This is a genomic window from Buttiauxella sp. AC142, from assembly GCF_979253435.1.
In genome coordinates, this window is the sequence record NZ_CEEDCH010000001.1 from 1705469 (window position 1) to 1731735 (window position 26267).

The 26267-nt window shown below is 50.6% G+C and carries 29 protein-coding genes; 16 read left to right on the top strand and 13 right to left on the bottom strand.

Annotated elements, in window-relative coordinates; all coding sequences use genetic code 11:
* Positions 1–201 precede the first annotated feature (201 nt).
* Positions 202–1302: an AI-2E family transporter YdiK gene (gene ydiK / locus AC0IWZ_RS07810; RefSeq protein ID WP_034494835.1), complete on the bottom strand. Its 1101-nt coding sequence runs from the start codon at positions 1300–1302 to the stop codon at positions 202–204.
* Between the two features lie 205 nt (positions 1303–1507).
* Between ydiK and ydiJ the strand changes: the two genes are divergently transcribed.
* Together ydiJ and menI are read left to right on the top strand one after the other, a co-directional pair.
* On the top strand, positions 1508–4564 hold the full coding sequence (gene ydiJ / locus AC0IWZ_RS07815; protein WP_471677684.1) for a D-2-hydroxyglutarate dehydrogenase YdiJ: 3057 nt from the start codon (positions 1508–1510) through the stop codon (positions 4562–4564).
* Positions 4561–4971 carry a 1,4-dihydroxy-2-naphthoyl-CoA hydrolase gene (gene menI, locus AC0IWZ_RS07820; protein ID WP_034494839.1) on the top strand — a complete coding sequence of 137 codons (411 nt, stop codon included), beginning with the start codon at positions 4561–4563 and terminating at the stop codon, positions 4969–4971. The genes ydiJ and menI overlap by 4 nt, the downstream gene beginning before the upstream one ends.
* Here the strand turns inward: menI and nadS are convergent, their stop codons facing one another.
* Both nadS and AC0IWZ_RS07830 read right to left on the bottom strand, forming a co-directional pair.
* Positions 4972–5262 carry a NadS family protein gene (gene nadS, locus AC0IWZ_RS07825; protein WP_034494842.1) on the bottom strand — a complete coding sequence of 97 codons (291 nt, stop codon included), beginning with the start codon at positions 5260–5262 and terminating at the stop codon, positions 4972–4974. It abuts the gene before it with no gap.
* Complete coding sequence (locus tag AC0IWZ_RS07830) at positions 5151–5630, bottom strand: type II toxin-antitoxin system RelE/ParE family toxin (protein WP_072011153.1); 480 nt, start codon at positions 5628–5630, stop codon at positions 5151–5153. The genes nadS and AC0IWZ_RS07830 overlap by 112 nt, the downstream gene beginning before the upstream one ends.
* 274 nt (positions 5631–5904) lie before the next feature.
* On the opposite strand from AC0IWZ_RS07830, the gene nudI reads away from it, so the two are divergent.
* From nudI to AC0IWZ_RS07855, 5 genes are all read left to right on the top strand, one after another.
* Positions 5905–6330 (top strand): nucleoside triphosphatase NudI, encoded by a 426-nt coding sequence (gene nudI / locus AC0IWZ_RS07835; protein ID WP_034494846.1) that lies wholly within the window; start codon positions 5905–5907, stop codon positions 6328–6330.
* A gap of 34 nt (positions 6331–6364) precedes the next feature.
* Positions 6365–7678, top strand: a complete 1314-nt coding sequence (locus AC0IWZ_RS07840; RefSeq protein ID WP_471677683.1) for a sensor histidine kinase — start codon at positions 6365–6367, stop codon at positions 7676–7678.
* On the top strand, positions 7678–8292 hold the full coding sequence (locus AC0IWZ_RS07845; protein ID WP_034494850.1) for a response regulator transcription factor: 615 nt from the start codon (positions 7678–7680) through the stop codon (positions 8290–8292). The genes AC0IWZ_RS07840 and AC0IWZ_RS07845 overlap by 1 nt, the downstream gene beginning before the upstream one ends.
* 101 nt (positions 8293–8393) lie before the next feature.
* Complete coding sequence (locus AC0IWZ_RS07850) at positions 8394–8897, top strand: GlcG/HbpS family heme-binding protein (RefSeq protein WP_051873657.1); 504 nt, start codon at positions 8394–8396, stop codon at positions 8895–8897.
* Between the two features lie 217 nt (positions 8898–9114).
* On the top strand, positions 9115–9276 hold the full coding sequence (locus AC0IWZ_RS07855; RefSeq protein WP_167333335.1) for a hypothetical protein: 162 nt from the start codon (positions 9115–9117) through the stop codon (positions 9274–9276).
* 71 nt (positions 9277–9347) lie between these two features.
* Here the strand turns inward: AC0IWZ_RS07855 and AC0IWZ_RS07860 are convergent, their stop codons facing one another.
* Positions 9348–9662, bottom strand: a complete 315-nt coding sequence (locus AC0IWZ_RS07860; RefSeq protein WP_471677682.1) for a hypothetical protein — start codon at positions 9660–9662, stop codon at positions 9348–9350.
* A 215-nt stretch (positions 9663–9877) separates the two neighbouring features.
* Positions 9878–10390, bottom strand: coding sequence for an anti-virulence regulator CigR family protein (locus AC0IWZ_RS07865; protein ID WP_471677681.1), 513 nt, complete (start codon positions 10388–10390; stop codon positions 9878–9880).
* A 213-nt stretch (positions 10391–10603) separates the two neighbouring features.
* Between AC0IWZ_RS07865 and AC0IWZ_RS07870 the strand changes: the two genes are divergently transcribed.
* The 8 genes from AC0IWZ_RS07870 (at position 10604) to ldtE (ending at position 18528) form a co-directional block, all read left to right on the top strand.
* Positions 10604–11431, top strand: coding sequence for an aminoglycoside phosphotransferase family protein (locus AC0IWZ_RS07870; RefSeq protein WP_471677680.1), 828 nt, complete (start codon positions 10604–10606; stop codon positions 11429–11431).
* A 414-nt stretch (positions 11432–11845) separates the two neighbouring features.
* Positions 11846–12220: a Fe-S cluster assembly scaffold SufA gene (sufA, locus tag AC0IWZ_RS07875; RefSeq protein WP_471677678.1), complete on the top strand. Its 375-nt coding sequence runs from the start codon at positions 11846–11848 to the stop codon at positions 12218–12220.
* Positions 12221–12228: 8 nt separating this feature from the next.
* On the top strand, positions 12229–13713 hold the full coding sequence (sufB, locus tag AC0IWZ_RS07880) for a Fe-S cluster assembly protein SufB (RefSeq protein ID WP_034494857.1): 1485 nt from the start codon (positions 12229–12231) through the stop codon (positions 13711–13713).
* A 16-nt stretch (positions 13714–13729) separates the two neighbouring features.
* On the top strand, positions 13730–14476 hold the full coding sequence (gene sufC, locus AC0IWZ_RS07885; protein ID WP_034494859.1) for a Fe-S cluster assembly ATPase SufC: 747 nt from the start codon (positions 13730–13732) through the stop codon (positions 14474–14476).
* Entirely contained in the window at positions 14451–15731 is a 1281-nt protein-coding gene (gene sufD, locus AC0IWZ_RS07890; RefSeq protein ID WP_034494861.1) for a Fe-S cluster assembly protein SufD, read from the top strand. Before sufC ends, sufD begins: the two co-directional genes overlap by 26 nt.
* A complete protein-coding gene (gene sufS, locus AC0IWZ_RS07895; RefSeq protein ID WP_471677677.1) occupies positions 15728–16948 on the top strand; it encodes a cysteine desulfurase SufS in 1221 nt (406 codons plus the stop codon). Before sufD ends, sufS begins: the two co-directional genes overlap by 4 nt.
* A gap of 13 nt (positions 16949–16961) precedes the next feature.
* Positions 16962–17378: a cysteine desulfuration protein SufE gene (gene sufE, locus AC0IWZ_RS07900; protein WP_034494866.1), complete on the top strand. Its 417-nt coding sequence runs from the start codon at positions 16962–16964 to the stop codon at positions 17376–17378.
* 100 nt (positions 17379–17478) lie between these two features.
* Positions 17479–18528, top strand: coding sequence for a L,D-transpeptidase LdtE (gene ldtE / locus AC0IWZ_RS07905; RefSeq protein WP_471677676.1), 1050 nt, complete (start codon positions 17479–17481; stop codon positions 18526–18528).
* 75 nt (positions 18529–18603) lie between these two features.
* On the opposite strand, the gene AC0IWZ_RS07910 is transcribed toward ldtE, so the two are convergent.
* The 3 genes from AC0IWZ_RS07910 to ynhH all read right to left on the bottom strand — a co-directional run bounded on the left by AC0IWZ_RS07910 (position 18604) and on the right by ynhH (position 20781).
* The gene (locus AC0IWZ_RS07910; RefSeq protein WP_034455915.1) at positions 18604–18840 is read right to left on the bottom strand and encodes a major outer membrane lipoprotein; all 237 of its coding nucleotides are present in this window, start codon (positions 18838–18840) and stop codon (positions 18604–18606) included.
* Positions 18841–19147: 307 nt separating this feature from the next.
* The gene (gene pykF, locus AC0IWZ_RS07915; RefSeq protein ID WP_034494869.1) at positions 19148–20560 is read right to left on the bottom strand and encodes a pyruvate kinase PykF; all 1413 of its coding nucleotides are present in this window, start codon (positions 20558–20560) and stop codon (positions 19148–19150) included.
* Positions 20557–20781, bottom strand: coding sequence for a protein YnhH (gene ynhH, locus AC0IWZ_RS07920; protein WP_418230241.1), 225 nt, complete (start codon positions 20779–20781; stop codon positions 20557–20559). Before ynhH ends, pykF begins: the two co-directional genes overlap by 4 nt.
* 322 nt (positions 20782–21103) lie before the next feature.
* Here ynhH and AC0IWZ_RS07925 point away from each other — a divergent pair, with 322 nt between their 5' ends.
* A complete protein-coding gene (locus AC0IWZ_RS07925; protein ID WP_471677675.1) occupies positions 21104–21310 on the top strand; it encodes a hypothetical protein in 207 nt (68 codons plus the stop codon).
* A gap of 71 nt (positions 21311–21381) precedes the next feature.
* On the opposite strand, the gene AC0IWZ_RS07930 is transcribed toward AC0IWZ_RS07925, so the two are convergent.
* The 5 genes from AC0IWZ_RS07930 to hisD are packed head-to-tail and all read right to left on the bottom strand — an operon-like array spanning position 21382 to position 26174.
* Positions 21382–22548, bottom strand: coding sequence for a cupin domain-containing protein (locus tag AC0IWZ_RS07930; protein WP_471677674.1), 1167 nt, complete (start codon positions 22546–22548; stop codon positions 21382–21384).
* Positions 22549–22559: 11 nt separating this feature from the next.
* Complete coding sequence (locus AC0IWZ_RS07935; RefSeq protein ID WP_471677673.1) at positions 22560–23351, bottom strand: HpcH/HpaI aldolase family protein; 792 nt, start codon at positions 23349–23351, stop codon at positions 22560–22562.
* Positions 23348–24079, bottom strand: coding sequence for an alpha/beta fold hydrolase (locus tag AC0IWZ_RS07940; RefSeq protein WP_471677672.1), 732 nt, complete (start codon positions 24077–24079; stop codon positions 23348–23350). The genes AC0IWZ_RS07935 and AC0IWZ_RS07940 overlap by 4 nt, the downstream gene beginning before the upstream one ends.
* On the bottom strand, positions 24076–24843 hold the full coding sequence (locus tag AC0IWZ_RS07945; RefSeq protein WP_471677671.1) for an SDR family NAD(P)-dependent oxidoreductase: 768 nt from the start codon (positions 24841–24843) through the stop codon (positions 24076–24078). Before AC0IWZ_RS07945 ends, AC0IWZ_RS07940 begins: the two co-directional genes overlap by 4 nt.
* Complete coding sequence (gene hisD, locus AC0IWZ_RS07950) at positions 24843–26174, bottom strand: histidinol dehydrogenase (RefSeq protein ID WP_034494873.1); 1332 nt, start codon at positions 26172–26174, stop codon at positions 24843–24845. Before hisD ends, AC0IWZ_RS07945 begins: the two co-directional genes overlap by 1 nt.
* Between the last annotated feature and the right edge of the window lie 93 nt (positions 26175–26267).

Below are 26267 nucleotides of genomic sequence, written 5' to 3' on the forward strand. Positions count from 1 at the left end.
ATAGTAGGCATCTCCCCCTGGAGCGTCACTCGGATTCGTCTCAATAGTTAATAAGAAGTTAACGGTTGAGATCACATTACTGCATGGTTATAGAATCAAAGGCTTAAACAGAAGATAAAATGCGGGGAATTGATAAGCGTTGTTAATCAATGTGCTTGTGTTGCTCCCATTCCAGGCGAGCAACACAAGTATTAGCGTGGTTTATTCCTGCTCTTCCAGAATCTCTACCACTTCATTCGGGTCATCTTGCGGGGCTGGAGCTTCGTGCATCCACACTGAAATTAAACGGTAAGAGACCGCCAACAGAACTGGCCCGATAAACAAACCAATCATCCCGAAGGCAATTAACCCCCCAATAACCCCGGAGAGAATCAGGATCATTGGTAAGTCTGCACCCATACGAATCAGAACCGGGCGGATAACGTTATCCATCGTACCTACCACGCAACTCCACACCAGCAGCACCGTGCCCCAGGTCGTGTCACCGGTCCAGTACAACCAGGCAATTGATGGGACCAACACCAGCAACGGACCGATTTGCACCAGGCAGCACAGCATCATCACCACGGTGAGTAGCGTTGCGTTAGGAATGCCTGCAATAGCTAAACCCACGCCACCGAGGACTGACTGAACCAGCGCCGTAACCACAACACCCAACGCGACGGCGCGAATGGCTTGTCCTGCCAGCAATACCGCCGCATCACCACGTTTACCCGCCAGGCGGAACGCAAAGTGTCGAATGCCGTTACCCAGCGTTTCACCTTTCGCATACAGCAGCACGCTGAACAACAGCATCAGGCCGCAATGCATCAGGAAGCTACCAACGTGAATGGCCTGGCCGAGGAACCAGGTCGTCGTTGTGCCGATATAAGGGCGAATTTTTGCCATAATAGCGCTGCCGCCGCTATCAACCAGAGCATTCCAGCCAGCGTAAAGTTTGTCGCCCACCAATGGAATAGTGTTAAGCCAATCGAACTTTGGCAGCTCCATATTGCCTTTCGTCGCCCAATCGATAACCGGGCCGCTGTTATCCACCAGGCTGTTCACCAACAGCGCAACGGGGATCACGAATAACATTAGCAGCAACAGCGTCATCACCAGAACGGCAAGGGAGCGTTTCCCCCACAGCAATTTCTGTACCTTAAGCATCAGAGGCCATGTCGCGAGCACGATGGTACCTGCCCAGGCAAAACCGAGTACGAACGGACGGACAACCCATAAGCAGGCGATGATCATCACCGAGATAAACAACACCGACAGCAGAATCTGTAGCAGATCCTTCGGCTGACTGACTTTAACCATAGATAAAATCACCTTAATAACTGATAACGGGCAAAGTGCCTTCGTTAAAGCCGCGAAGCGGATGTGTTAATGATGATGTATTTCCTCAGTTTTTGACAGGAACAAAACGTACGCGCATGTCCTAAAAAAATGTGTTAAAAAATGAAAGGAAGCAAACGCAAACGATAACTCACAACTAATAACGTTAGGCAGGGTCGACCCTTCAATGATCCCACAAATATCTCAGGCGCCAGGTCTTGTTCAATTGGTGCTCAATTTTTTACAGGCACTGGAACAACAAGGTTTCACCGGCGATACCGCCACCAGCTACGCTGACAGACTCACGATGGCGACCGATAACAGCATTTATCAGCTGTTACCGGATGCGGTGTTATTCCCGCGTTCTACGGCAGATGTGGCGTTGCTGGCCAGACTCGCCTCCGAAGAACGCTTCAAATCTCTGGTCTTCACGCCGCGCGGCGGTGGAACGGGAACCAACGGTCAGTCGCTCAATACGGGCATTGTCGTTGATATGTCGCGCTACATGAATCGCATCATTGAAATCAATCCTGAGCAGGGTTGGGTGCGGGTGGAAGCCGGGGTAATCAAAGACCAGCTGAACCAATACCTCAAGCCTTACGGTTATTTCTTCGCGCCTGAGCTTTCTACCAGCAACCGCGCAACGCTCGGTGGAATGATCAACACCGACGCCTCCGGGCAAGGCTCGTTGGTGTATGGCAAAACCTCTGACCACGTGATGGGCGTGCGGGCTGTTCTATTGAACGGCGATATTCTTGACACTCATCCTATGTCTATAGCCCTCGCGGAAGATTTAGGGCGCGATGACAGCCCGACCGGAAAGATTTATCGCACCGTACTCGAACGTTGCCGTGAGCAGCGCCAGTTGATTATCGATAAATTCCCGAAACTTAACCGTTTCCTGACCGGTTACGATCTACGCCACGTTTACAACGACTCCCTTTCGCAATTCGATTTGACGCGCATTCTCTGCGGTTCGGAAGGCACGCTGGCGTTTATCACTGAGGCGAAGCTGGACATCACGCGCCTGCCGAAAGTGCGCCGTCTGGTGAATATCAAGTACGACTCTTTTGATTCGGCGCTGCGTAATGCACCGTTTATGGTGGAGGCGCGTGCGCTGTCCGTCGAAACTGTCGATTCAAAAGTCCTGAACCTGGCGCGAGAAGATATCGTCTGGCATTCGGTCAGTGAATTAATCACCGATGTTCCCGGCAAAGAAATGCTCGGCCTGAATATCGTTGAATTTGCAGGCGACGACCTGGAATTAATTGAAGGGCAGGTGGCTTCATTGTGCGAGCGCCTCGATTCATTGATTTCGCAAGGTGAGGGTGGCGTTATCGGCTGGCAGGTTTGTACAGAGCTGGCAGGCATTGAACGCATTTATAACATGCGCAAAAAAGCCGTTGGCCTGCTGGGTAACGCGAAAGGGCAGGCGAAACCAATCCCGTTTGCGGAAGATACCTGTGTACCGCCGCAACATCTGGCCGATTACATCACTGAGTTCCGCGCTTTGCTCGACAGCCACAATCTCAGTTATGGCATGTTCGGCCATGTTGATGCTGGCGTTTTACACGTGCGCCCTGCGCTGGATATGACCGATCCGCATCAGGAAGTGCTGATGAAGCGCATTTCTGATGATGTGGTTGCCCTCACCGCGAAGTACGGCGGTCTGCTTTGGGGCGAACACGGAAAAGGTTTCCGTGCTGAATACAGCCCGGCGTTCTTTGGTGAAACGCTGTATGAAGAACTGCGTCGCATCAAAGCGGTATTCGACCCCGACAACCGCCTGAACCCTGGGAAAATCTGCCCGCCGTTAGGTGTGGATGACCCGATGATGCAGGTTGATGCGGTGAAGCGCGGCACTTTCGACAGGCAAATCCCCATTGCGGTGCGAACCTCGTGGCGCGGGGCGATGGAATGTAACGGGAACGGTTTGTGCTTTAACTTCGATGTGAAAAGCCCGATGTGTCCGTCGATGAAAATCACCAGCAATCGTATTCACTCGCCGAAAGGGCGGGCAACATTAACGCGCGAATGGTTGCGTTTGCTGGCCGATCGCGGGGTTGATCCGGATGCACTTGAAAAACAGATGCCAGAAAAGCGCGCCAGCCTGCGCACTTTAATCGAGCGCACGCGCAACTCCTGGCATGCTCGCAAAGGTGAATACGATTTCTCTCATGAAGTGAAAGAAGCAATGTCCGGGTGCCTGGCCTGCAAAGCGTGTTCAACGCAATGCCCAATCAAAATCGACGTGCCGGAATTCCGCTCGCGCTTCTTGCAGCTTTATCACACCCGCTATTTACGCCCGATGCGCGATCATCTGGTGGCAACCGTAGAAAGTTACGCCCCTCTTATGGCTCGTGCGCCGAAGACGTTTAACTTCTTTATGAGTCAGCCGTGGGTGCGTAATTTGTCTGCCAGACACATTGGCATGATTGATTTGCCGATGCTCTCTACCCCCTCGTTGCAACAGCAATTGGTCGGGCATACTTCGGCAAATACCACACTTGAACAGCTGGAAAGCTATTCCGCTGAACAGAAAGCCAGAACGGTGCTGGTGGTACAAGACCCGTTCACCAGTTACTACGATGCGCAAGTGGTGGCCGATTTTGTGCGTCTGGTTGAAAAACTGGGACTGGAGCCGGTGGTACTGCCATTTTCACCCAACGGTAAAGCGCAGCACATTAAAGGATTCCTGCAAAAGTTCGCCAGGACGGCACGTAAAACATCTGACTTCCTCAACCGCGTTGCGAAACTCGGAATGCCGATGGTAGGTGTCGACCCTGCGCTGGTGCTGTGTTATCGCGACGAATACAAACAAACGTTGGGTGAAGATCGTGGGGAGTTTCACGTTCAATTAGTTCATGAATGGTTGCCTGGTGTGCTTGCAAACCGTGAAGCCGCTGCGGTTGGTGGAGAATCCTGGTATCTGTTTGGCCATTGTACCGAAGTCACCGCATTGCCTACGGCGCCAAACCAATGGTCGGCAATTTTTGCGCGCTTAGGTGCGAAGCTTGAAAATGTTAGCGTCGGCTGCTGCGGCATGGCTGGAACCTACGGGCATGAGGTAAAAAACCATGCTAACTCACTGGGGATTTACGAGCTGTCGTGGCACCAGGCAATGCAGCGCCTGCCGCGCCAACGCTGCCTGGCAACCGGCTATTCGTGCCGCAGTCAGGTCAAACGTGTGGAAGGCAACGGTGTTCGCCATCCGCTACAGGCATTACTGGAGATTATGGGATGATCTGGCGACGTGAAGTGAATCTGGAAGCGCTCAATAAAATGGGCGCGGACAACATGGTGGAACACGTGGGAATCGTATTTACCCGCATCGACGATAATGAACTGGAAGCCACTATGCCCGTGGATAACCGCACGCGCCAGCCATTTGGCTTGCTTCACGGAGGCGCATCGGTGGTGTTGGCTGAAACGCTCGGTTCGGTAGCCGGATATTTATGTACCGAAGGCGAGCAGAAAATCGTTGGTCTGGAAGTTAACGCTAACCATCTGCGATCGGCGCGAGAAGGCATTGTGCGCGGTGTTTGCAAAGCAGTGCATGTCGGGCGCAGGCACCAGGTCTGGCAAATAGAAATCAGCGATGAACAAGGGCGGCTTTGTTGCACATCGCGACTGACCACAGCGGTGGTCTAATTAAATAGCCAGCAGAACCTTAATAAGCGCCGGATTATGTTCGAGCATCAACAGTATTTTTAGCGATGACCCGGATGGGATGCGGCGCTTTTGCTCCCAACTTTGCACCAGTGAAGGGCTAACCCCCACAGCCTGAGCAAACTCTTCCTGTTTTAGACCGATTGATTCACGCAATGCTTTTACATCTGGTAAAGGGTAGCGATGAACGCGGCCTGGCTGCATTTCCCCTTTTTCGATGGCAACCATCTCTTCCATGCTTTGCACCAGATCGTTGAAAAGTTGCTTATCCATATTGGTTTCCTTGAGTTTTCATTGTGAAAAATAGTCAATGCCAGATCCAGATGATGCGCCAACCGTTTGAGTACAGATTTCTCCGCTTCGGTCATATCGTCTTTGACGTTTTTTGCGTAAATCGTCAGCAGATAGAGTTTACCTTTTTGAGTTACCGCATAATAAATAACCCTTACACCGCCACGTTTGCCCGTTCCAGGCCGGTTCCAGCGCAGCTTTTTACAGCCACCGGAGTTTCGTATGGTGTCTCCATCGACATGCTGCCTGAGCAGATATTCCTGAAGCTGTTGGAAGGTATCATCATCTAACAAGCTTTCACGCTGCCTGACAAAAGTCGGCGTCTCTATAAACTCAAAATGTTCCATCATCTGTTTTGTCCTTGTGTTGTATTTTTAGTCGTACGATGTGCGAGTGTCAATGTTTTTTTCGTACTAAGTACGATTTTTGCGATGATTAATTGAACGGGTTATGCCATGAGTTCGTCACTTTAGATTCATTGCCAGCGTAATAAAATCTGCACGAATGAATTGCGGAAAGCGCCTCGCAAATAATTAATTATCAGCGTCATAAGCGTGACTTCCCGTGAGACTCACGGGCGCATTTCTGCTAACGTTTGCAAAATTAAAGACAGCAGGAGGTCGTATGCGTCAGAGAGTTATTGTTTGCCCGATTATTGAAAATAATGGTGAAGTTCTGTTGTGCAAGATGGCCGACGATCGCGGTGTGTTCCCCGGACAATGGGCGTTATCCGGCGGTGGAATGGAGCCGGGTGAACAAATGGAAGAAGCGTTGCTGCGAGAGATCGCTGAAGAGCTAGGAACTGAGCTGCAAATTACCAGTATTAAACCCTGGACCTTCGCTGACGATGTGCGCGTGAAGACTTACGCTGACGGTTCAAAAGAAGAAATTTATATGATTTACCTGATATTTGACTGTGTGAGCGCCAACCGTAATGTCGCCTTTAACGAAGAGTTTCAGGATATTGCCTGGGTTAAACATTCTGAGTTGAGCAACTACGATTTGAATGAAGCGACGAAAGTGACATTCAGTAAAAAAGGCTGGATTTGATTCTCCAACAACCCTTCCCACATTAAGGAATGCGATGCGTAAAGCACTCATCTGGCTGATTCTCACCGTGCTGTCGGGCGGTGGCGTCGTGGTTTATGCGCTGCATCAGCAGTATGAGGAGCAAAGTGCGGAGTTCCGCATTTTGTATCGCGACATCACCGTTAAACTTTCGCAAAACGATGTGATTCTTGCATTGCTTTCTAACAGCAGCGATCCTGCCGTGGTGCAGCAAAAATTTCCTTATATTCTGCGCTGGCAAACCCAACCCCATGAGCCACCGCGCCCGGATATAAACCCTGCGCGTGCAGGCACATACTGGATAAACTCGCCGCAGGGGTCTTTGCTGATTGATTTGCCAACGTTGCTCGCCGATTTTGTTCGCACCCAGAAATTCCGCCATTTCAGCCTGAGCTGGAAAGATACGCCGCTTATCACGCAGGGCGCGGAAGGCAAGGGGGACTGGTGGCGTTGGGAAAAGGACATTGCCAGCCCTTCACAGCCTTTGAATTTACTGGTGACGAATAATCCGGACTGGCGAAGTTTGCCCTGGTTGGTTTTGCTGCTGGTAGGAGTTTTTTGGGCGGTCGATATCTACTTTTATAATCAGTATCAGATGACTAAACGACAGCGCAACATTGCCAATTTACGCGCCCATTTTTCAGAGTTGGCGCGTTTGAATGCGATGGGAGAAATCGCTGCAGGCATGGTGCATGAACTGAATCAACCCCTCACTGCAATTTTGAGCTATTCGCAAACGGCACAGCGTTTAATTAAGCAGCAACAGGCGGAAAAAGCACAACCGCTGCTGGATGCGTCGGTCATGCAAACTAAACGCATCAGCGCTCTGCTACTGGCATTCCGTGAAAAATTGCACAGTGACGAACAGGCGCTACAACCGGTCAATTTGCGCCAGATATGGGAACGAGTGGTGATGCTGCTGGGGAACGAAATCGAGCGCGGCAAAGTCAGTGTCATTAACCAGGTTCCTGACTTTCTGCCTTCTCTCATCGCCTCGCCATTGGGCATTGAGCAAATCTTCCATAATCTGCTCAATAACGCGATTCAGGCGCAGCAGAAAACGGAAACAGCCTGGGTCACAATCCATGCATCCCAGACGGCGGACAGCATTATTTTGACCGTCACTGATGGTGGGCAGGGGTTATCTGAACAGGCATTAGAGCAAGTTTTTATGCCTTTCTTTACCACGCGTAAAGATGGGCTTGGGCTAGGAATGGCGCTGACGGAAACGCTGGTGCAGCGGTTGAATGGCAGTATTCAGGCGCAAAACAGCGCCACTGGCGGCGCGTGTTTCACTCTGGTTTTCCCTCTCACACAGCAGGAGGCGTGATGGCGCAACGAATCTACTTAATTGACGACGACGAAGCAATCCGCATTTCATTAAGCGCTCTTCTGGCGACGATGGGCTGGGAAACGCAGGCCTATGACAGTGTACAAAGTTTTCTGGCGTCTCAGCCTGAGTTGCAACATCTGAACGGGTGTTTGCTTTTGGATATTCGTATGCCTGGTAAATCAGGCATTACGTTGCTTGAAAGCTGGGAACAACGGGGAAGTACCTTGCCGATTATCATGATGACCGGCCATGGCAGTATCGATCTTTGCCGTCGAGCGTTTAAAAACGGGGCTTTTGAGTTTCTCACCAAACCTATTGATGCGGATTTGTTGATTGAAACGGTCGGGGCGGCATTTGAGCAGCAGAAACTGACCCAGCAACAACGTGAAAGCCAGGCCGATTTACAGGCGAAGCTGGCCACGCTTTCTGCCCGAGAACAGGAAGTGATGGCGCTTATCATGCAGGGCAAATCAAATAAAGAAATGGCGCGCGATCTTTCGTTATCACCACGAACCGTGGAGGCGCATCGAGCCAGTTTATTTGCCAGACTGGAAATTAATTCTCTGGCGAAGCTGATTAAAGTTTACGGCGGTTTAAAAGGAACTACGTAAAATTACCTGGTTTGCCAGGTATTCACCCGAATGGTTTCGATTTGCGCAGTTGGTTACCTTAACTCTTGTCAATTAATCACTCCGAGTTGAGGGAAGAAACCATGAAAAAATCCATCCTGTTAGCGGCTGCTCTGTTCAGTACCATGGCGGTAATGCCTGCATTTGCCAGTAATGTTTTGACTGAAAAGAATCTCTCTCTCGAGTTTGCTGACAAGCTTGCCCAAAGCGCCATCCAGGCTTGTAGTGCCAAAAACTACAACGTGGCGGTGACGATTGTTGACCGTGCGGGCGTGGTGAAAGTGGTTAAGCGCATGGATAACGCAGGCCCGCATACCGTTGAAGCTAGCCGTATGAAAGCGTATACCGCACTGACCACAAAAAATACCACTGGTGATGTGATGAAAAGTGCGCAGGATAACGCCGGTGCACAGAATATGCGCGATATTCCAGGCTTCTTATTATTGGGCGGTGGAGTTCCTGTGAAAGTCGATAACCAGACTATTGGCGCTATTGGTATTGGCGGCGCACCAGGCGGGCATCTGGACCAGCAATGTGCGGTTGATGCGCTCGAAGCAAATAAATCACTGCTCATTACTTCCGCATAATAATCCATCCATTCTGTTTAAGTTGCAGGTCTATTATATAGTCTGCAACTTAAATTATTTCAGCTATAAGCTGTATCTCACTCGCTATATAAAACAGACTTGAATCCAGCGCACCTTGCCCATGAACTCATTTTTTGTCAAAATAATGGCGTAAGCGTCAAATACTTTAAGTATTACACGGACGTTATTTATACAGAAATGATTTTATGGAGCTAAAATGAAGTATGTACTTGCACTTATGTTGGGCGTGGTATTATCCGGTTGTACAGCTAATGACTGGGTAGATGCTGCTGGTGGCATAATGCAGGCTAAAGATAGCCATGAAAAAGAGAGCAGGAATAAGCGTATAAAAGCGGCTAATAAGGCTGCAGGTTACTAATATTTAGAGAAATTCACATATCCCTCTTCTGACTATATAGAGTGAGAAGAGGAATGATCTTTTATGATGACTTACTGGCTAAATATTCCTTTGGCTCTCGCCTGTTGGCAGGAGATATAGCCATAATGTTTGCGGTTTCCATTCTCATCGAATGCCACATAAAAAGGCATTGTCTCAGCATCTTTTTTTAGCGTGTAATTGATGCAAGTCCCATTGATTTCAGGAACATTCATCTCACTGTCTGGTTTCCCACCCGCTGCAATAACGGAGCTTTTTGTCGCATTAGTCGCGTACGTCGCTTGTACTAACGGATCATTATCAAACTTCATAAAACTGAAACTACAGGCACTTAATAAAGGCACAATTATAAAAGGTGTATAGCGCATTAAATATCCTTCCGTAGAATATAATTACCAACAAATTTAACGAACGGATTTTTCTTGCTCGTCAAAGCTACTTTCTCATATATATTAAGCGTATGAAGGACTCAGTACAATTACCGGGCTAATGGTCACGGTATTTAACAAAATGAAGAACAGGGATATTGTCGCTGGGCATAAAAAAGCCCCGCAGATGCGAGGCTCTCGGATAGGGGAGTATGTTAATCGAACACACCGTTAATGACGGAGGTCACAATGGCTGTGCTTAAAGCAATAAGCACCAAATCATTACCCACCGCTTGCCATTCGTAACCAGGATAATATGGCAGATCGTTAATCATGGATGCAGGTAAAGTTTTCTTAGCAATTCCCGGAGGCAACGGTTTACCTCGTGCTAAATTTTTAGCGATTCCAGGGGGGAGTGCCTGATATCCAACAAGGCCATAATTCACGGCTAGAGAGCGTGCATGAGAAAAGTTGATATCCGCGTCAACATGGTCTGGTTTACCGTAGTTTTTGCGGTTGCCATGATCCTCATTCGACTTTCCGTTACCCTGGCCTTTGTTGCCCTGGTCCCCGCTTTTAGCGCTATTGCCACTGTTACCGCTATTACCACTGTTACCGTGATTACCGCCACCATTGCCGTTGCCCGGGTTTGCATAAACGGGGGCGGCAAGGACAGTCAGAGAAAAAACCGCCGCAAGTGCAGTTTTGAGGGTGCGACGCTTAATCATGATGCTTATTCCTTGAGGGTAAATACACACTTAGAAGATATGACAAGGTTATAACCTTAACAATCTCATGTTTTCTTATTTTTAAATACAGCTGCATGAATGACCTAACCATCAGATTTAAGTTGAGAAAAATTTACTCGAGCTATGAGTTAGAATGGTTCACATGCCTGTCGCATTCACTGACTTACACGATAAGGAAGTAAGGAAAATATTATGGACATTAGCGAGTTCGCACTCTGGTTAGATCGCTGGAACCTCATTCCAGATGGTACACCGTTCACAACCCATACCTCCAAACTCTTGCCTGTTGAGACAATAACAGGAGGTATGAAAGCCATGCTTAAAATCACAGATGATGCGGATGAGCAATCCGGTAGTGCTCTAATGTCATGGTGGGAAGGAAATGGCGCAGCACAGGTTATTGCATATGAAAATGAAGCCATTCTTCTTGCACGCGCAATGGGGGAGGCATCACTCTCCTCTATGTCCCGGGAAGGTCAGGATGCTGAGGCATGTCGGATTTTATGCTTTACAGCAAACAGACTTCACACCACCCCAAAACGGCCTTTACCACAACTTCCGACTCTGGCTGAGTGGTTTTGCCCTCTTCAATCAGCAGGCCAGCGGTATGGAGGCATCCTGTCACGTAGTGCTGAAATAGCAGAAGAGTTGTTATCGACACCACAAGAGTTGGTCGTATTACATGGCGACTTACATCATGAGAACGTTCTTGATTTCGGTGCCTCAGGCTGGTTGGCCATTGATCCAAAAGGAATCCTCGGTGAACGAGGTTTCGACTTTGCCAATATTTTTACCAATCCGGATCTTGGCAATCCCATACCCCGGGTTGCTACTGTCCAAGGAATATTTAAACAACGACTGAATCTCGTTAGCGAAATGGCGGGCCTTGATAGAGAGCGTCTACTCAAATGGATCATTGCGTGGTGCGGACTCTCAACAACATGGTCACTCGAGAGCAACGAAACAGCATCCGTAACATTAGAAGTTGCAGCGCTGGCAATGTCCGAACTGAATCAGTGAACATGCAGTCTCGAGTTAAATGCCCATAGGCCACCTGTCTGGATCTTGCAACAACAAGTGTTGAGGCAATTTTCACGTCACCAGATTAAGCAGAAATAGTTAAACTGTTGATGTTGCAGTAAATCGTTGTTTTCAGGCATTTTAGGTTACCTATCACTTAAATCGGTATTCTCTATACATCTTTTACTTTCTATCACCTAATCATTCGCCCGGTATTTAAATCCTTCTCAATTCAGTGGCTTAAATAGCTCTTTTCACCACCTGCAAGAGTTTCAGCAGGGTCTATCCTTAGTAAATACGCCTAAAAATACAGCATTTCATGAATACCCCTGTTATCAGGATGTTGTATTGATAATTGTTATCATTAACATAGGGTATTGGCCTTTAGGCGGCAAAACATAAAAGAGGTGAACTATGACTAAGGATGTGCAAACCGGTAGCTTCGATCCCACTGATTTCGCCTGGAAGGGGCTAACCCTCACGTCTGAAGCGTGCTCACATATTCGCAAACTGGCAAGTCAACAGCCGGGGTTTTTGGGCGTGCGTCTGGGTATCAAACAAACTGGATGCGCGGGCTTTGGCTACGTGCTGGACACCGTAAAAGAGCCCAACCCTGACGACCTACTTTTTGAGACGGACGGCGCGAAGTTGTGGGTTCCGCTTTCAGCTATGCCGTTTATCGACGGAACGGAAGTCGATTATGTGCATGAAGGATTAAACGAAATATTCAAATTTAACAACCCGAAAGCACAACACGAATGTGGTTGTGGTGAAAGCTTTGGGGTGTAGGCGGGATTATGTCACGTAATACTGAAACGTCTGAAGAAGTGCAAACCTGGGCGGGCAGCCATTCTTATAAAGAAGGCTTTTTCACCCAGTTGAAAACCGACGAAATGGCGCACGGCATCAACGAAGATGTGGTGCGGGCAATCTCTGCGCGGCGTAATGAGCCCGAGTGGATGCTGGAATTTCGCCTGAATGCTTATCGTGCCTGGCTTGAAATGGAAGAGCCACACTGGCTGAAAGCCAACTACGAAAAGCTGAACTATCAGGATTACAGCTATTACTCTGCGCCGTCGTGCGGCAGTTGTGACGATAACTGCGAGTCGCAACCGGGTGCGGTTCAGCAACCCGGCAGCAATGCGTATTTGACGGGCGAAGTAGAAGAGGCTTTTAAACAGCTTGGTGTCCCGGTGCATGAAGGCTCGAATATCGCCATGGATGCCATTTTTGACTCCGTTTCTGTGGCGACCACTTACCGTGAAAAACTCTCCGAACAGGGCATTATTTTCTGCTCCTTTGGCGAAGCGATTCATGAGTTCCCTGAACTGGTGCAAAAATATCTCGGCACAGTGGTTCCCAGCAACGACAACTTCTTTGCCGCGTTAAATGCAGCTGTGGCCTCCGACGGCACATTTATTTATGTGCCGAAAGGCGTGCGTTGCCCGATGGAGCTTTCAACTTATTTCCGCATCAATGCCGAAAAAACCGGCCAGTTCGAACGCACTATTTTAGTCGCCGACGAAGGAAGTTATGTCAGTTATATCGAAGGCTGCTCGGCTCCCGTGCGCGACAGCTACCAGCTTCACGCAGCGGTAGTGGAGGTCATCATCCATAAAGATGCTGAAGTGAAATACTCGACCGTACAGAACTGGTTCCCGGGCGATGGCAACACCGGCGGCATTCTTAACTTCGTGACCAAGCGTGCATTGTGCGAAGGGGCGAACAGCAAGATGTCCTGGACGCAGTCTGAAACGGGTTCAGCAATCACCTGGAAATACCCGAGCGTGATCCTGCGCGGCGATAACTCCATTGGCGAATTCTTCTCGGTGGCGCTGACGGCAGGGCATCAGCAAGCTGACACCGGCACCAAAATGATCCACATCGGCAAAAACACCAAATCGACCATTATCTCGAAAGGGATCTCTGCCGGGCATAGCCAGAACAGCTACCGTGGACTGGTGAAAATCATGCCTACGGCGACCAACGCCCGTAACTTTACGCAGTGCGATTCGATGCTTATCGGCCCGGACAGCGGCGCGCACACTTTCCCGTATGTTGAGTGCCGCAATAATACTGCTCAGCTTGAGCACGAAGCGACGACATCGCGCATCGGTGAAGACCAGTTGTTCTATTGCTTGCAACGTGGGATAGCCCAGGACGATGCGATTTCAATGATCGTCAACGGCTTCTGTAAAGACGTGTTCTCGGAATTACCGCTGGAGTTCGCAGTGGAAGCACAAAAATTATTAGCGATTAGCCTCGAACACAGTGTCGGATAAGAATTAAGGGAAAATTATGCTGAGCATTAAAGATTTACAGGTAAGCGTTGAGGACAAAGAGATCCTGCGCGGCTTAAGCCTTGAAGTAAAACCGGGTGAAGTGCATGCCATCATGGGGCCGAACGGCTCCGGGAAAAGCACGCTGTCCGCAACGCTTGCCGGACGTGAAGATTACGAAGTCACCGGCGGGCAGGTGCATTTCAAAGGCAAGGATTTACTGGAATTATCGCCGGAAGACCGAGCGGGCGAAGGCATTTTCATGGCATTTCAGTATCCGGTAGAAATTCCCGGCGTCAGCAACCAATTCTTCCTGCAAACCGCATTGAATGCGGTGCGCGAATATCGGGGCAAAGAAGAACTCGACCGCTTTGATTTCCAGGATTTGATGGAAGAGAAAATCAAATTACTGAAAATGCCAGAAGATTTACTGACGCGTTCGGTGAACGTTGGTTTCTCTGGTGGTGAGAAAAAACGTAACGACATTCTGCAAATGGCGGTGCTGGAACCTGAACTTTGTATTCTCGATGAAACCGACTCAGGGCTGGATATTGATGCGCTGAAAATTGTCGCAGAAGGGGTCAATTCCCTGCGTGATGGCAACCGTTCATTCATTATCGTCACTCACTATCAGCGTATCCTTGACTATATCAAACCTGATTTTGTTCATGTGCTGTATCAGGGCCGAATCGTGAAATCGGGTGATTTCAGTCTGGTGAAACAACTGGAGGAGCAGGGTTATGGCTGGCTTACCGAACAGCAGTAACGGCAATGCCCTGCAGCAATGGCATCATTTGTTTGAAACGCAGGGTGATAAACGCAGCAAAGAAGCTCAGGAACATATGCAGCAAATGCTGCGCCTGGGGCTGCCGACGCGTAAACATGAAAACTGGAAATACACGCCCCTGGAAGGGTTGCTGAATAATCAGTTTGTTCTGCCTGTGCAAGAATCGTTGAGTGAAGTTCAGCGCGATAAACTGGCATTGCCGGTAGACGCATGGCGGCTGGTGTTTGTTGATGGGCGATTCAGCCGTGAACTGAGCGACGATATTACCCATAGCGGTTTTGATGTGACCGTCGATGAACAACGGGATTCGCTGCCCGCCGCAGTGCAGGGCGAAGTATTCCTGCATCTTACCGAGAGTCTCGCCGAAACGGTGACGCATATTCGCGTAGCGCGTAATCACAGCCCGGCAAGAGCGTTGCTGCTAATGCACGTCAGCCGGGGGAGTGCGCTGGGTGAGATGAATACGGCACATTATCGCCACCACTTGTCTCTGGGCGAAGGCGCAAACGCGACGGTTATCGAGCACTACGTGAGTTTTGACGAGCACCCACATTTTACTGGCGCGCGCTTTACCGCAGAAATCGGTGCGAACAGCCAGCTTCACCATGACAAAATGGCGTTTGAAAATGCACAGAGCTATCACTTCGCTCATAACGATTTAGTGGTCGGCCAGGATGCGACGGTTGAGAGTAATAGCTTCTTGCTGGGTGCAGCGGTGTTGCGCCACAACACCAGTACGCAACTTAACGGCGAGAACACGCAACTACGCATGAACAGCCTGGCGTTGCCGATAAATAACGAAGTGTGCGACACGCGAACTTGGCTTGAGCACAACAAGGGTTATTGCAACAGCCGTCAGCTGCACAAAACTATCGTGCGTGATAAAGGTCGTGCGGTGTTTAACGGCATGATTAAAGTGGCTCAACATGCCATTAAAACCGATGGACAGATGACCAACAATAACCTGTTGCTCGGGCGTCTGGCGGAAGTGGACACCAAACCACAGCTGGAAATTTATGCCGATGACGTGAAATGTAGTCATGGCGCGACGATCGGTCGCATCGACGACGAACAGATGTTCTATCTACGTTCGCGCGGCATTAAAGAAGAGGCCGCCAGACAGATGATTATTTATGCCTTTGCCGCAGAGCTTACGGAAAGTATTCGCGACGAAGCATTAAAACAGCAGGTTCTGGCGCGGATCGGCCAGCGCTTTGCGGGAGGCGATGCATGAGTTTTTCCATCGAACGGGTGCGGGCTGATTTCCCCATTCTAAGCCGCGAAGTCAACGGTCAGCCGCTGGCCTATTTAGACAGCGCGGCCAGTGCGCAAAAGCCGCAGGCGGTTATCGGCGCTGAACTGGACTTTTACAGCCACGGTTACGCGGCGGTGCATCGCGGGATACACACGCTGAGCGCGGAAGCGACGCAGCTCATGGAAAACGTGCGCAATCAGGTTTCGCGCTTCATTAATGCGCGATCGCCAGAAGAAATTGTCTTTGTGCGAGGCACCACTGAGGGGATCAATCTGGTTGCCAACAGCTGGGGGCGAGCCAATATTCAGCGCGGAGATAATATTATTATTTCCGCGATGGAACACCACGCCAATATCGTGCCATGGCAAATTCTGTGCGAACACACGGGAGCGACGTTGCGCGTTATCCCGCTCAATCAGGACGGCACGTTACAACTCGAAGTGTTCCCGACGCTGATTGATGAGCACACAAAACTGCTGGCGATTACGCATGTTTCAAACGTACTGGGCACCGAAAACCCGGTACAACAAATGATTGCGACTGCGCATCAGGCCGGCGTAAAGGTGCTGGTGGACGGCGCGCAGGCCATCATGCATCACGCTATTGATGTGCAGGCACTGGATTGCGATTTCTACCTTTTCTCCGGTCATAAAATTTACGGCCCGACGGGAATTGGCGTGCTGTATGCGCGTGAAGAAATCCTGCAAAACATGCCGCCGTGGGAAGGGGGCGGGTCGATGATTGCCAGTGTGAGTCTCACAGAAGGCACGACTTACGCCGCCGCTCCGTGGCGTTTTGAGGCGGGCACGCCAAATACAGCCGGGATTATTGGGCTGGGTGCCGCTTTGCGATATGTTGAAAACCTTGGCCTGGCGGAAGTGGGCGAGTACGAGCAATCGCTTATGCGCTACGCGCAGCAGGCGTTGAAGGCTGTGCCGGATTTAACGATTTATGGCCCTGAGCAGCGGCTCGGTGTTATCGCGTTCAACCTCGGTAAACATCATGCTTATGATGTCGGCAGCTTCCTTGATAACTACGGTATTGCGGTACGAACCGGGCACCACTGCGCGATGCCGTTGATGGCGTTCTACAAGGTTCCGGCAATGTGTCGTGCTTCTTTTGCGATGTACAATACCGAAGAAGAGGTGGACCGCCTGGTTACGGGATTACAACGCATCCATCGCCTGCTGGGCTAACACGGAGAAAGCCATGGCTACGTTGCCAGACAAAGAAAAACTGCTGAAGAATTTCAGCCGCTGTAGTAATTGGGAAGAGAAATATCTCTATATCATTGAGCTTGGTGGGCGGTTACCTGAACTACCACCGGCTGAACATAGAGCGGAAAATACCATTCAGGGCTGCCAAAGCCAGGTGTGGATTGTGATGCATCAGCAGCCGGATGGCGTGATTACGCTTGAGGGTGACAGTGACGCCGCAATTGTCAAAGGGCTGATTGCTATCGTTTTTATTCTCTACCAACAGATGACTGCGCAGGATATTGTCGCGTTTGATGTACGCCCATGGTTTGAGAAACTTGAACTTGCTCAACATCTTACGCCGTCTCGCTCTCAGGGGCTTGAGGCAATGATCCGCGCAATCCGCACCAAAGCCACCAATCTTAGCTAAACTCTTAGAACAGCTTTCATCCTGTTAACGCGAGGTAATTTTATTGCCTCGCATGGCTTTCAGCATTCCGGCATTCAGCCGGTGAATACAGGAATTCAGTATGAAACGCGCGTTCTCTCAAATAACACTTATTTTGGTAAGCGCCCTGGCTGCAAGCCAGTCGGCATGGGCTGTTGATTATTTACTCCCGCCCCCGGGCAGCCGGATTATTGGCGTGAATCAAACTTATATAGTTCCGAATGATGGTAAAAACCTCGAAGCGGTAGCCGCGAAATATAATACCGGCGTGTTATTACTTCTGGAGGCAAATAATACTGTCGATCCTTTCCTGCCAAAACCGGGCAGTGAATTGACCATTCCTTCTCAAATGATCCTGCCGGATACGCCGCGAGTCGGTATTGTGATTAATCTTGCTGAACTGCGGCTGTATTACTATCCGCCAGGGCAGAATCGTGTCGAAGTCTATCCATTGGGAATTGGCCAGCTTGGGCGTGAAACACCGGTTATGGTGACGCGTATCAGCCAGAAAATCCCTAATCCGACCTGGACGCCGACGGCCAATATTCGTGCTCGTTCTGCCGCGCAAGGAATTACGTTGCCCGCAGTGGTCCCTGCCGGGCCGAATAACCCGCTTGGCCGCTATGCGCTGCGTCTTGAACAGGGCGGGGGTGAATATCTGATTCATGGTACCAACGCACGTAACAGCATTGGGCTGCGCGTAAGTTCTGGCTGCATGCGGATGCGGGCGCCAGATATTAAGGCGCTGTTTAGCCAGGTGGCCTGGGGCACACGCGTGCAAATCATTAATGAGCCGGTGAAATTTACGATTGAGCCGGACGGCAGGCGATTTGTGGAAGTGCATCAACCGCTGTCGCGAAACGATTGGGAAAACCCACAGACCGTGCCGATTGCGATTAATGCCTCTTTTGCATCGTTTATCGATAACTCAATGAGCGATAAGGCGCAGGTTGATAGCGCTATTGTACGGCGAGCGGGTTATCCGGTGCTGGTGAATGCGCCGCAGGGAGTGCCATCGCAACCGGTTAATATCACGCCAATACAGAGCGTCAAAGCGTCCACTGGCGGCACGATAGCGCCGAACGGTAGCGGAAGTTTGGTGAGTGGACAAAACAGCGTGGTGATGAACTAGCGGAGTTTTTACGGGAACAGGAATGACAGGCAAAAAAAATGGCGCACAATGTGCGCCATTTTAATACAAGTACTCTTACTTACGGTAAGAGTGAGCTTGGTTGTCCAGACGCTGGTTAGCGCGAGCTGCGTCGTCTTTAGCAGCTTGAACGTCAGAACGCATTGCGTTCACGTCGTTGCTCAGCTGATCAACTTTAGCGTTCAGAGTCTGAACGTCAGAAGACAGTTGATCGATTTTAGCGTTAGAAGAACAACCTGCCAGCATAGTAGAAGCCAGGATTACCGCGCCCAGTACCAGTTTAGTACGATTCATTATTAATACCCTCTAGATTGAGTTAATCTCCATGTAGCGTTACAAGTATTACACAAAGTTTTTTATCTTGAGAATAAATTTTTGATGGGAATGCACTTAAATTTGATCGTTCGCTCAAAGAACCAGCGAACCGGGGCTGAAAACTAAAAAAAATAGAAAAAACAGAGGATTTTAATCGGATTCATCTTACTAAATTGCATCTTAAATAGAGCAAGCCGATTTGATTTTTATTTCAGACCGTCTATTAAACCCCATAAAAAAAGCGCCCGAAGGCGCTTTTTTAGCAAATTATTCGTTCACAGGAAATTTACAGTACGTGAACGGACGCAGTATTGGTGGTGCCACTTGGTACTAATGCACCAGAAACCATCACTACGATGTCGCCTTTACGAGCTAAACCGCTCTCCAGCGCAACTTCTTTGCCCAGACGGTAGAAATCATCAGTAGAAGCGATTTCTTTAACCAGCTGTGGAATCACGCCTTTGCTCAGAACTAACTGACGAGCAGTGAGTTCATTGGTGGTCAGCGCCAGGATAGTTGCGTTCGGGAAGTATTTACGCACAGCTTTAGCTGATTTGCCGCCCTGGGTTGCAACAACAATGATTGGAGCTGCCAGGTTTTCAGCAGTTTCAACTGCACCACGGCAAACTGCTTCGGTGATACGCAGTTTACGGCTGTCATGGTTGTTATCCAGACGGCTGGTCATCACGCGGTCAGTACGCTCACAGATAGTAGCCATGATGGTCACAGCTTCCAGTGGGTATTTACCTTTAGCAGACTCACCAGACAGCATTACTGCGTCGGTACCGTCGATGATGGCGTTAGCCACGTCACCCGCTTCTGCGCGAGTAGGGCGTGGGTTTTTGATCATGGAGTCGAGCATCTGAGTTGCAGTGATAACAACTTTACGAGCGCGAACACATTTCTCAATCATCATCTTCTGCGCGAAGATAACTTCTTCAACCGGGATTTCAACGCCCAGGTCACCACGAGCAACCATGATGCCGTCAGAAGCTTCGAGGATTTCGTCGAAGTTGTTCAGGCCTTCCTGGTTTTCGATTTTGGAGATGATCTGGATGTTCTCGCCGCCATGCGCTTTTAAGTGCTCACGGATTTCAACAACGTCAGAACGTTTACGGATGAAGGAAGCCGCTACGAAATCAACGCCTTGCTCGCAACCGAACACCAGGTCTTGTTTGTCTTTTTCAGCCAAAGCTGGCAGCGCGATGGAAACGCCCGGCAGGTTAACGCCTTTGTTTTCGCCCAGGTCGCCGTTGTTCAGTACTTTACAAACAACGTTTTTGCCTTCAATTGCAGTGACTTCCATACCGATCAGACCATCGTCAACCAGTACGGTGTTACCAACGCTCAGGTCGCTGGTGAAACCTTCGTAAGTGACAGCAACGATATCGCTGTTACCCACAACAGTTTTGTCGGTGGTGAAAGTAAAGGTCTGACCCGCTTTCAGAGAGACGTCGTTGCCGCCTTCCAGTTTGATTGTGCGGATTTCAGGACCTTTGGTGTCCAGCAGGATTGCTGCTTTCTTACCGGTTTTTTCCATTACGTTGCGCAGGTTCTTGATACGCTGACCGTGTTCTTCGTAGTCACCGTGGGAGAAGTTCAGACGCATTACGTTCATGCCAGCATCAAGCATTTTGCTCAGCATTTCTTCGGATTCGGTTTTCGGACCGATGGTGCAAACAATTTTAGTCTTTTTCATGACAGTCTTATCTGTAAGTTGAGAAGGATTGTGAAAATTCGGTTCCGGTCGATACGGGCGCCGGAGCGCAAACTAAAGCTGGTATTGTTCATGTGCCACCCGGTAAGGATAGGTGACAGAAATAAAGCGTGCAGAGGAAAGTGTGCTTGCGGTTCAGCCTGCCGGGGATATTGATTGCTTTCTAGTGTATTAGGACAGTTCAATGCGCTGAAACCATTCAAGTCAAGACGCGCCCATTATAGAGGTAACTTGCTCCGAAAGGAATTGAAAACGCTGTTTCAAATACGGAATGCGCAGAAATACGGCGAAGTGTTATCAGTGCGTTAAGTGGTTATTAACAAACTTGGCGTCGCAAAAGGTTGGGGAGGCTTATTCCTGGTCTCAGCGACCCTGGGCGCGACTTTGCAACTTTTTTAGTCATTTATAATAAATATGAGTTATTCCTTAAAATATAATTGCGGAATATAATATTTTTTTGAATGACAGGATCGATGAGCATTAACGTCCTGTTGACGGCTTTTATATTAATGAAGAATTTTTGTCATGATTAAGTGGTTTATCCCCGGTGTTGTGGTTGTCGCTTTCCTGTTGATATGCGGGAATGCTCCGGCAAAAAGAATTGCGCAATGTGAAAACCAGGGCGGCAGTGATGGGGTTTGTGCCGCACACGAATGGGATTTTGCGATGGAAAGTCCATTTCCCGATAACAACCTTTCCGCACTGGCAAGCCGCGTAAACACTCAGAAATAAGCGCATTACGCGGCAATGTTTCGCCCCGCGTGCCGTCCCTGCAAAAAGTGAGAATCTCGCTCTGAGCTCGCCTATAAGGCGCGAGCTATTTTCTCACCCGCCCGACGCGCGGTGGCAGGCAGGATACTTGCCGTTGCCACGTAGCCATCGGGATCGAGACAGCGATCCCGCTCCAGCGCTTGCTCAATAACTTCCGCATCCCAGTAAATCTTTTTACGATGATCGCCCTGAGTGGTCAGCGTGGCTTCCATCACGCCATTAAGCGCCCGGTACTGACGCCAGCTATTGGCAGGAACTGAAATCACCGAACCTTCTTCAGCCACAATCGTGACTTCTTCTCCTGGTCTATTCCACGTGATTTCCAGCGTTCCTTTAAACACCATCAGCACCTGAACATCCGGGCAGGAATGCAAACCAACGCGATGCTGGTCCTGAATGCGCAGCCACTCCACAGAGAAACCATGCGGATTCAGAATTGGCGGCGCGTTATGCAGGTCTTGTGATATTCCATAGCCAATCACCGGTGCCAGTTCGCCACCGTGTCCTGGCAAAACAGAATCCAGCAGAGCGTTCTTCGACCATGTCCGCTGCTCGCCCGTCACGGCGCGCTGGCTCATTTCCTCTATCGGATAATCGCGCAACGCGGCGATATGTTCAGCCCCCAGCGGCTGTAACAACTCGGATTGCGCGGGCAGTTTGTCGCCGGCCTCGACATCAATCAGCATATTGTCGCGACTCAGATACAAACCATATTCGCTTGCGGCCTCTAGTATCGACGGATGCCAGATAATCCCGCCGGTGTTATTGCCCCCTAAAACGGTGAACACCATGCCGCAGGTATCATTCGGGCTGACGTTAGTAAAACCGCGGAAAATCCACGTCGGGATAGACAAAATAGCCGGTGCGCTAAATTCCGCCTGATGCTCACCATTAGCACCCCAACGGAAACGCCAGCTCCCTTCATGAATCAAAAACACTTCGGCGGTGAAATGCAGATGCAGATTATTGGTGACGCCTTTTGGCATCGCCGCCGCACCAATGTTAAACCCGTGCGGCTCGGGAATATTCACCACTTGCGAAGCCGACTGCGTCACGCCTGGGCCAATAAAGGAATAGTTTTGTTTGAGGTGCGAGCCGGGTAGTTTGCAGTCGATAAACGCCACGCTACAGGACACGCGGTCTTCCGGGCGAACCAGGCGACGCTGGGCTTCTTCTTGGGTCAGAGTAATATTTTGCATAATGTCCTCTATTAATATCCAGATGCGCCACTGGTTGGCGCGGCTTCGCCCCGCGCGGCGGCGATTGCGGTGCGTGACGCACTGCCCAGTTGCATAACGTCATTGGCCGGGGTCACAAAGTTAAAGCCTTGCGCAATTCGATTTGCGGCGGCGTGGCCTGATGTACAAAATATTCCGGCGAGTTTGTTATGTGCTTTGCAACGACTCAGCACTAACTCTATCGCGGCCAACATTTCAGGGTGTTGCGACTCGGCGCTGGCACTTCCCGTGAGCGTTAAAGAAAGATCGTTTGGCCCGATAAATACGCCGTCCAGCCCGACGGTATCCAGAATCGCGTCGAGATTTTCCAGCCCTTCGCGGGTTTCAATCATCGCCAGCGTCAGGATCTCTTCATTGGCATACTGCGGGTAATCTTTGCCGCCGTATAAAAGGGCGCGCGCCGGGCCAAAAGAGCGGTTACCGAGTGGCGGGTAGCGGCAGGCTGAAACAAACTGCCGCGCTTGTTCCGCCGTCGAAATCATCGGGCAGATGATTCCCCAGGCTCCGGCATCAAGCAAGCGCATAATTTGCGCCGGTTCGTTGGTGTTCACGCGGGCCAGCGGCGTGGCAGGCGTCGCCGAAATGGCCTGCAGCATCGACAGCGCGCTGGCGAAATCAATCATGCCGTGCTGCATATCGACGGTGACGGAATCATAGCCCTGATGCCCGACGATTTCGGCGCTGTAGCCCGAAGGTATCGCCAGCCAACCATTAATGATGGGTTGCTGCTGGCGAAAGGCCGCTTTGAGCGGATTTTTTCTCATGGTTGTGACTCCTGTATCCAGTTGCGCATGGCGATTGCCACCAGTTTCGGTTCTTCAAGCGGTAAGAAATGGCCGCTTTCAGGAAGCGTTATCCAGCGGGCATGAGCAGCGACAGCGGCAACCGACTGGTGATGTGAATGGGTACAAATGACGTCATACGCGCCGTTGATGATGAGTATCGGAGAGGAGAACGTGGCCAGAGCCGCGCGATGGTCATCGCGTGAAATCGCCACCTCAGTCTGGTCTGCAAAAACCGCAATGCCGCACTCTTCAGCCATTTGTACGATTGTCTGGTGAAGCGACGCGTTATCCAGACGATGCGGGGCAACGTATTTCGGCCAGAGAGTTTTCGTGAGCCACGGCGCGACTCCCAGGCGCGCAGCTTCTTTCACCGCCGCACGTCGCCCGGCCGCGTTACCGGGTAAATCCCGCAGCGGGTTCACGGACAGCAGCGCCAGACCGGCAATTCGATGCGGAGCCAAAGCTACCATTTGCAGAGCCACCATTGCCCCGAGTGAAAAACCCGCCAGGCAAAAGCGCGGCGGCAAAACCTCGAGCAACTGAGTTGCCAGTTCATGCGCTGATTTGCCCGCGGTGAGCGTGATGCAGCTAAAAGAGGTCACATTTAACTGTTCGCTTAACTGCTGCCATAGCCGCCCGTTGCACAGCGTTCCGCCGATCAGAATCAGTGGCGCGTGATGGTTTTCCAGCAAAGGCATCGTATTCATGTTGCTGTCCACCCGCCATCGACCATTAATGCCGTGCCGGTAATCAGGGCAGAAGCAGGCGAGGCGAGAAACACCACCGGCCCCATCACATCTTCCAGCGTCCCCAGCCGCTTCAGCTTTATGTTGTCCAACACATAGCGACTAAATGCCGGGTTTGCGAGATTCGCACGCGACAGCTCGGTTTCAATAAACGTCGGGCACAGGGTATTCACCCGAATACCCGACTCGCCCAACTCCAGCGCCATTGTTTTCGTCAAACCCTCTAGGGCAAACTTAGACGCACAATAAACGCTGCGTTGCGGGCCGCCGACATGCCCCATTTGCGAGGAGATGTGAATAATTGAACCGGGGACCTGGCGGATTTTCATACTGCGTGCAACTAACTGGCTAATAAAGAAGGTTGCCCGCAGATTGAGCGCCATGACCGCATCAAAATTTTCTTCACTCACTTCAAGAAATGGCTGATGACGCGCAAGCCCGGCACTGTTTACCAGAATGTCGAACCCCGGCAGTGCTGCCAACGCAGCACCCGCCTGAGCGGTATCGGTAATATCCAGCGCCAGGCTGTTTAATTGCAGGCCTTCTGCGGCAGCACTTTTAACCGCCTCCTCAAGCTGCTGCGCCTGGCGGGCAATAATCCACACCTGCGCCCCGGCGCGTGCCAGGGCGATGGCCGCCGCAAAACCGATACCACGAGAACCGCCCGTCACTAAAGCCCGCTGATTATCGAGCCGGAATTCTGGTGTGCGAGGAAGCGCTATCATTACGATGCCTTCTCAATATCCGCCGCCGGAACCGAGCCTGCGTATGGCACATCCTGGTTGCCGTAACGACGCACGCGAATATTGGCTTGCTCCGCATGGCCCGAGAAACCTTCGAGTTGGCACAAGCGTGAGCAATAGCTGCCAATTTCTGTAGAGGCTTCGTCACTCAGCACTTTCTGCCAGGTGCAGGTTTTCATAAACTTACCGACCCAAAGTCCGCCGGTATAACGCGCTGCTTTCTGCGTTGGCAGGGTATGGTTGGTGCCGATGACTTTATCGCCGTAAGCCACATTGGTGCGCGGGCCAAGGAACAGCGCACCAAAGTTGGTCATGTTGGCGAGGAACCAGTCGTCGCGATTGGTCATCACCTGCACGTGCTCAGAAGCGATGCGGTCTGCTTCCTGCAACATTTCCTCGTAACTGTCGCAAACAATCACCTCGCCGTAATCGCGCCATGCCTGGCGGGCAATTTCTGCGGTTGGCAATTGCGTCAGCAGGCGCTCAACTTCACGTATCGTTTCTTGTGCCAGTTTCAGCGAGTTGGTGAGCAGGATCGCAGGTGTGGTTACGCCGTGTTCGGCCTGACCCAGCAGGTCGGTGGCGCAGATTTCCGCGTCTACCGTTTCGTCGGCAATCACCAGCGTTTCCGTTGGCCCGGCGAACAAGTCGATGCCGACGCGGCCAAATAACTGGCGTTTAGCTTCTGCAACGAAGGCGTTACCTGGGCCGACCAGCATATCCACCGGCGCGATAGTGTCGGTGCCGAGCGCCATCGCGCCAATCGCCTGAATACCGCCTAACGCGTAAATCTCCGTTGCACCCGCCATCGCCTGCGCGGCAACAATCGCCGGGGCAGGGCGACCATTAAACGGCGGCGCACAGCTCACAATGCGCGAACACCCCGCTACGTTTGCCGTAATAATCGACATATGCGCTGAAGCCAGCAGCGGATATTTCCCACCGGGGACATAACAACCGACGGCATTAATCGGAATGTTTTTATGACCAAGAATTACGCCGGGACGGGTTTCGATTTCAAGATCGGTCAGGCAACCTTTTTGCGCCGTGGCAAAATTAAAAACTTGCTGCTGGGCAAACTCGATATCTTTAATATCCTGGCGGCTTAATTGTTTGATGCAGGCATTAATTTCACTCTGCGATAAACGATAATCCTGGCGATCGTAATTATCGAACTTAATGGATAACTCACGAATAGCCTGATTACCGCGTTGTTCAATATCGGCCAGCGTATTTTCCACCACAATACTGACCTGTTTATTGGCCTGCTGGCGTTCAGATAATGATTTACTGGTTTTTAAATATTGCGCCATGACGCTCTCCTTTGATTTTTAATACGTGTTTATCCCGCCCGGCATTGCGGGTGAATGGGGTGAATCGGATTAAATAAACGATTAAGGTTTAAA

Excerpts from the sequence above, each read along its gene's own strand:
- AC0IWZ_RS07870 (WP_471677680.1), top strand. The coding sequence starts at position 10,604 with ATGGACATTAGCGAGTTCGCACTCTGGTTAGATCGCTGGAACCTCATT.
- AC0IWZ_RS07855 (WP_167333335.1), top strand. The coding sequence starts at position 9,115 with ATGAAGTATGTACTTGCACTTATGTTGGGCGTGGTATTATCCGGTTGT.
- sufE (WP_034494866.1), top strand. The coding sequence starts at position 16,962 with ATGGCTACGTTGCCAGACAAAGAAAAACTGCTGAAGAATTTCAGCCGC.
- AC0IWZ_RS07925 (WP_471677675.1), top strand. The coding sequence starts at position 21,104 with ATGATTAAGTGGTTTATCCCCGGTGTTGTGGTTGTCGCTTTCCTGTTG.
- AC0IWZ_RS07910 (WP_034455915.1), bottom strand. The coding sequence starts at position 18,840 with ATGAATCGTACTAAACTGGTACTGGGCGCGGTAATCCTGGCTTCTACT.
- sufA (WP_471677678.1), top strand. The coding sequence starts at position 11,846 with ATGACTAAGGATGTGCAAACCGGTAGCTTCGATCCCACTGATTTCGCC.
- AC0IWZ_RS07930 (WP_471677674.1), bottom strand. The coding sequence starts at position 22,548 with ATGCAAAATATTACTCTGACCCAAGAAGAAGCCCAGCGTCGCCTGGTT.
- AC0IWZ_RS07865 (WP_471677681.1), bottom strand. The coding sequence starts at position 10,390 with ATGATTAAGCGTCGCACCCTCAAAACTGCACTTGCGGCGGTTTTTTCT.
- sufD (WP_034494861.1), top strand. The coding sequence starts at position 14,451 with ATGGCTGGCTTACCGAACAGCAGTAACGGCAATGCCCTGCAGCAATGG.
- nudI (WP_034494846.1), top strand. The coding sequence starts at position 5,905 with ATGCGTCAGAGAGTTATTGTTTGCCCGATTATTGAAAATAATGGTGAA.
- sufB (WP_034494857.1), top strand. The coding sequence starts at position 12,229 with ATGTCACGTAATACTGAAACGTCTGAAGAAGTGCAAACCTGGGCGGGC.
- AC0IWZ_RS07860 (WP_471677682.1), bottom strand. The coding sequence starts at position 9,662 with ATGCGCTATACACCTTTTATAATTGTGCCTTTATTAAGTGCCTGTAGT.
- ydiJ (WP_471677684.1), top strand. The coding sequence starts at position 1,508 with ATGATCCCACAAATATCTCAGGCGCCAGGTCTTGTTCAATTGGTGCTC.
- AC0IWZ_RS07830 (WP_072011153.1), bottom strand. The coding sequence starts at position 5,630 with ATGATGGAACATTTTGAGTTTATAGAGACGCCGACTTTTGTCAGGCAG.
- sufS (WP_471677677.1), top strand. The coding sequence starts at position 15,728 with ATGAGTTTTTCCATCGAACGGGTGCGGGCTGATTTCCCCATTCTAAGC.
- pykF (WP_034494869.1), bottom strand. The coding sequence starts at position 20,560 with ATGAAAAAGACTAAAATTGTTTGCACCATCGGTCCGAAAACCGAATCC.
- ldtE (WP_471677676.1), top strand. The coding sequence starts at position 17,479 with ATGAAACGCGCGTTCTCTCAAATAACACTTATTTTGGTAAGCGCCCTG.
- ydiK (WP_034494835.1), bottom strand. The coding sequence starts at position 1,302 with ATGGTTAAAGTCAGTCAGCCGAAGGATCTGCTACAGATTCTGCTGTCG.
- hisD (WP_034494873.1), bottom strand. The coding sequence starts at position 26,174 with ATGGCGCAATATTTAAAAACCAGTAAATCATTATCTGAACGCCAGCAG.
- AC0IWZ_RS07940 (WP_471677672.1), bottom strand. The coding sequence starts at position 24,079 with ATGAATACGATGCCTTTGCTGGAAAACCATCACGCGCCACTGATTCTG.
- AC0IWZ_RS07845 (WP_034494850.1), top strand. The coding sequence starts at position 7,678 with ATGGCGCAACGAATCTACTTAATTGACGACGACGAAGCAATCCGCATT.
- nadS (WP_034494842.1), bottom strand. The coding sequence starts at position 5,262 with ATGGATAAGCAACTTTTCAACGATCTGGTGCAAAGCATGGAAGAGATG.
- menI (WP_034494839.1), top strand. The coding sequence starts at position 4,561 with ATGATCTGGCGACGTGAAGTGAATCTGGAAGCGCTCAATAAAATGGGC.
- AC0IWZ_RS07935 (WP_471677673.1), bottom strand. The coding sequence starts at position 23,351 with ATGAGAAAAAATCCGCTCAAAGCGGCCTTTCGCCAGCAGCAACCCATC.
- AC0IWZ_RS07850 (WP_051873657.1), top strand. The coding sequence starts at position 8,394 with ATGAAAAAATCCATCCTGTTAGCGGCTGCTCTGTTCAGTACCATGGCG.
- sufC (WP_034494859.1), top strand. The coding sequence starts at position 13,730 with ATGCTGAGCATTAAAGATTTACAGGTAAGCGTTGAGGACAAAGAGATC.
- AC0IWZ_RS07945 (WP_471677671.1), bottom strand. The coding sequence starts at position 24,843 with ATGATAGCGCTTCCTCGCACACCAGAATTCCGGCTCGATAATCAGCGG.
- AC0IWZ_RS07840 (WP_471677683.1), top strand. The coding sequence starts at position 6,365 with ATGCGTAAAGCACTCATCTGGCTGATTCTCACCGTGCTGTCGGGCGGT.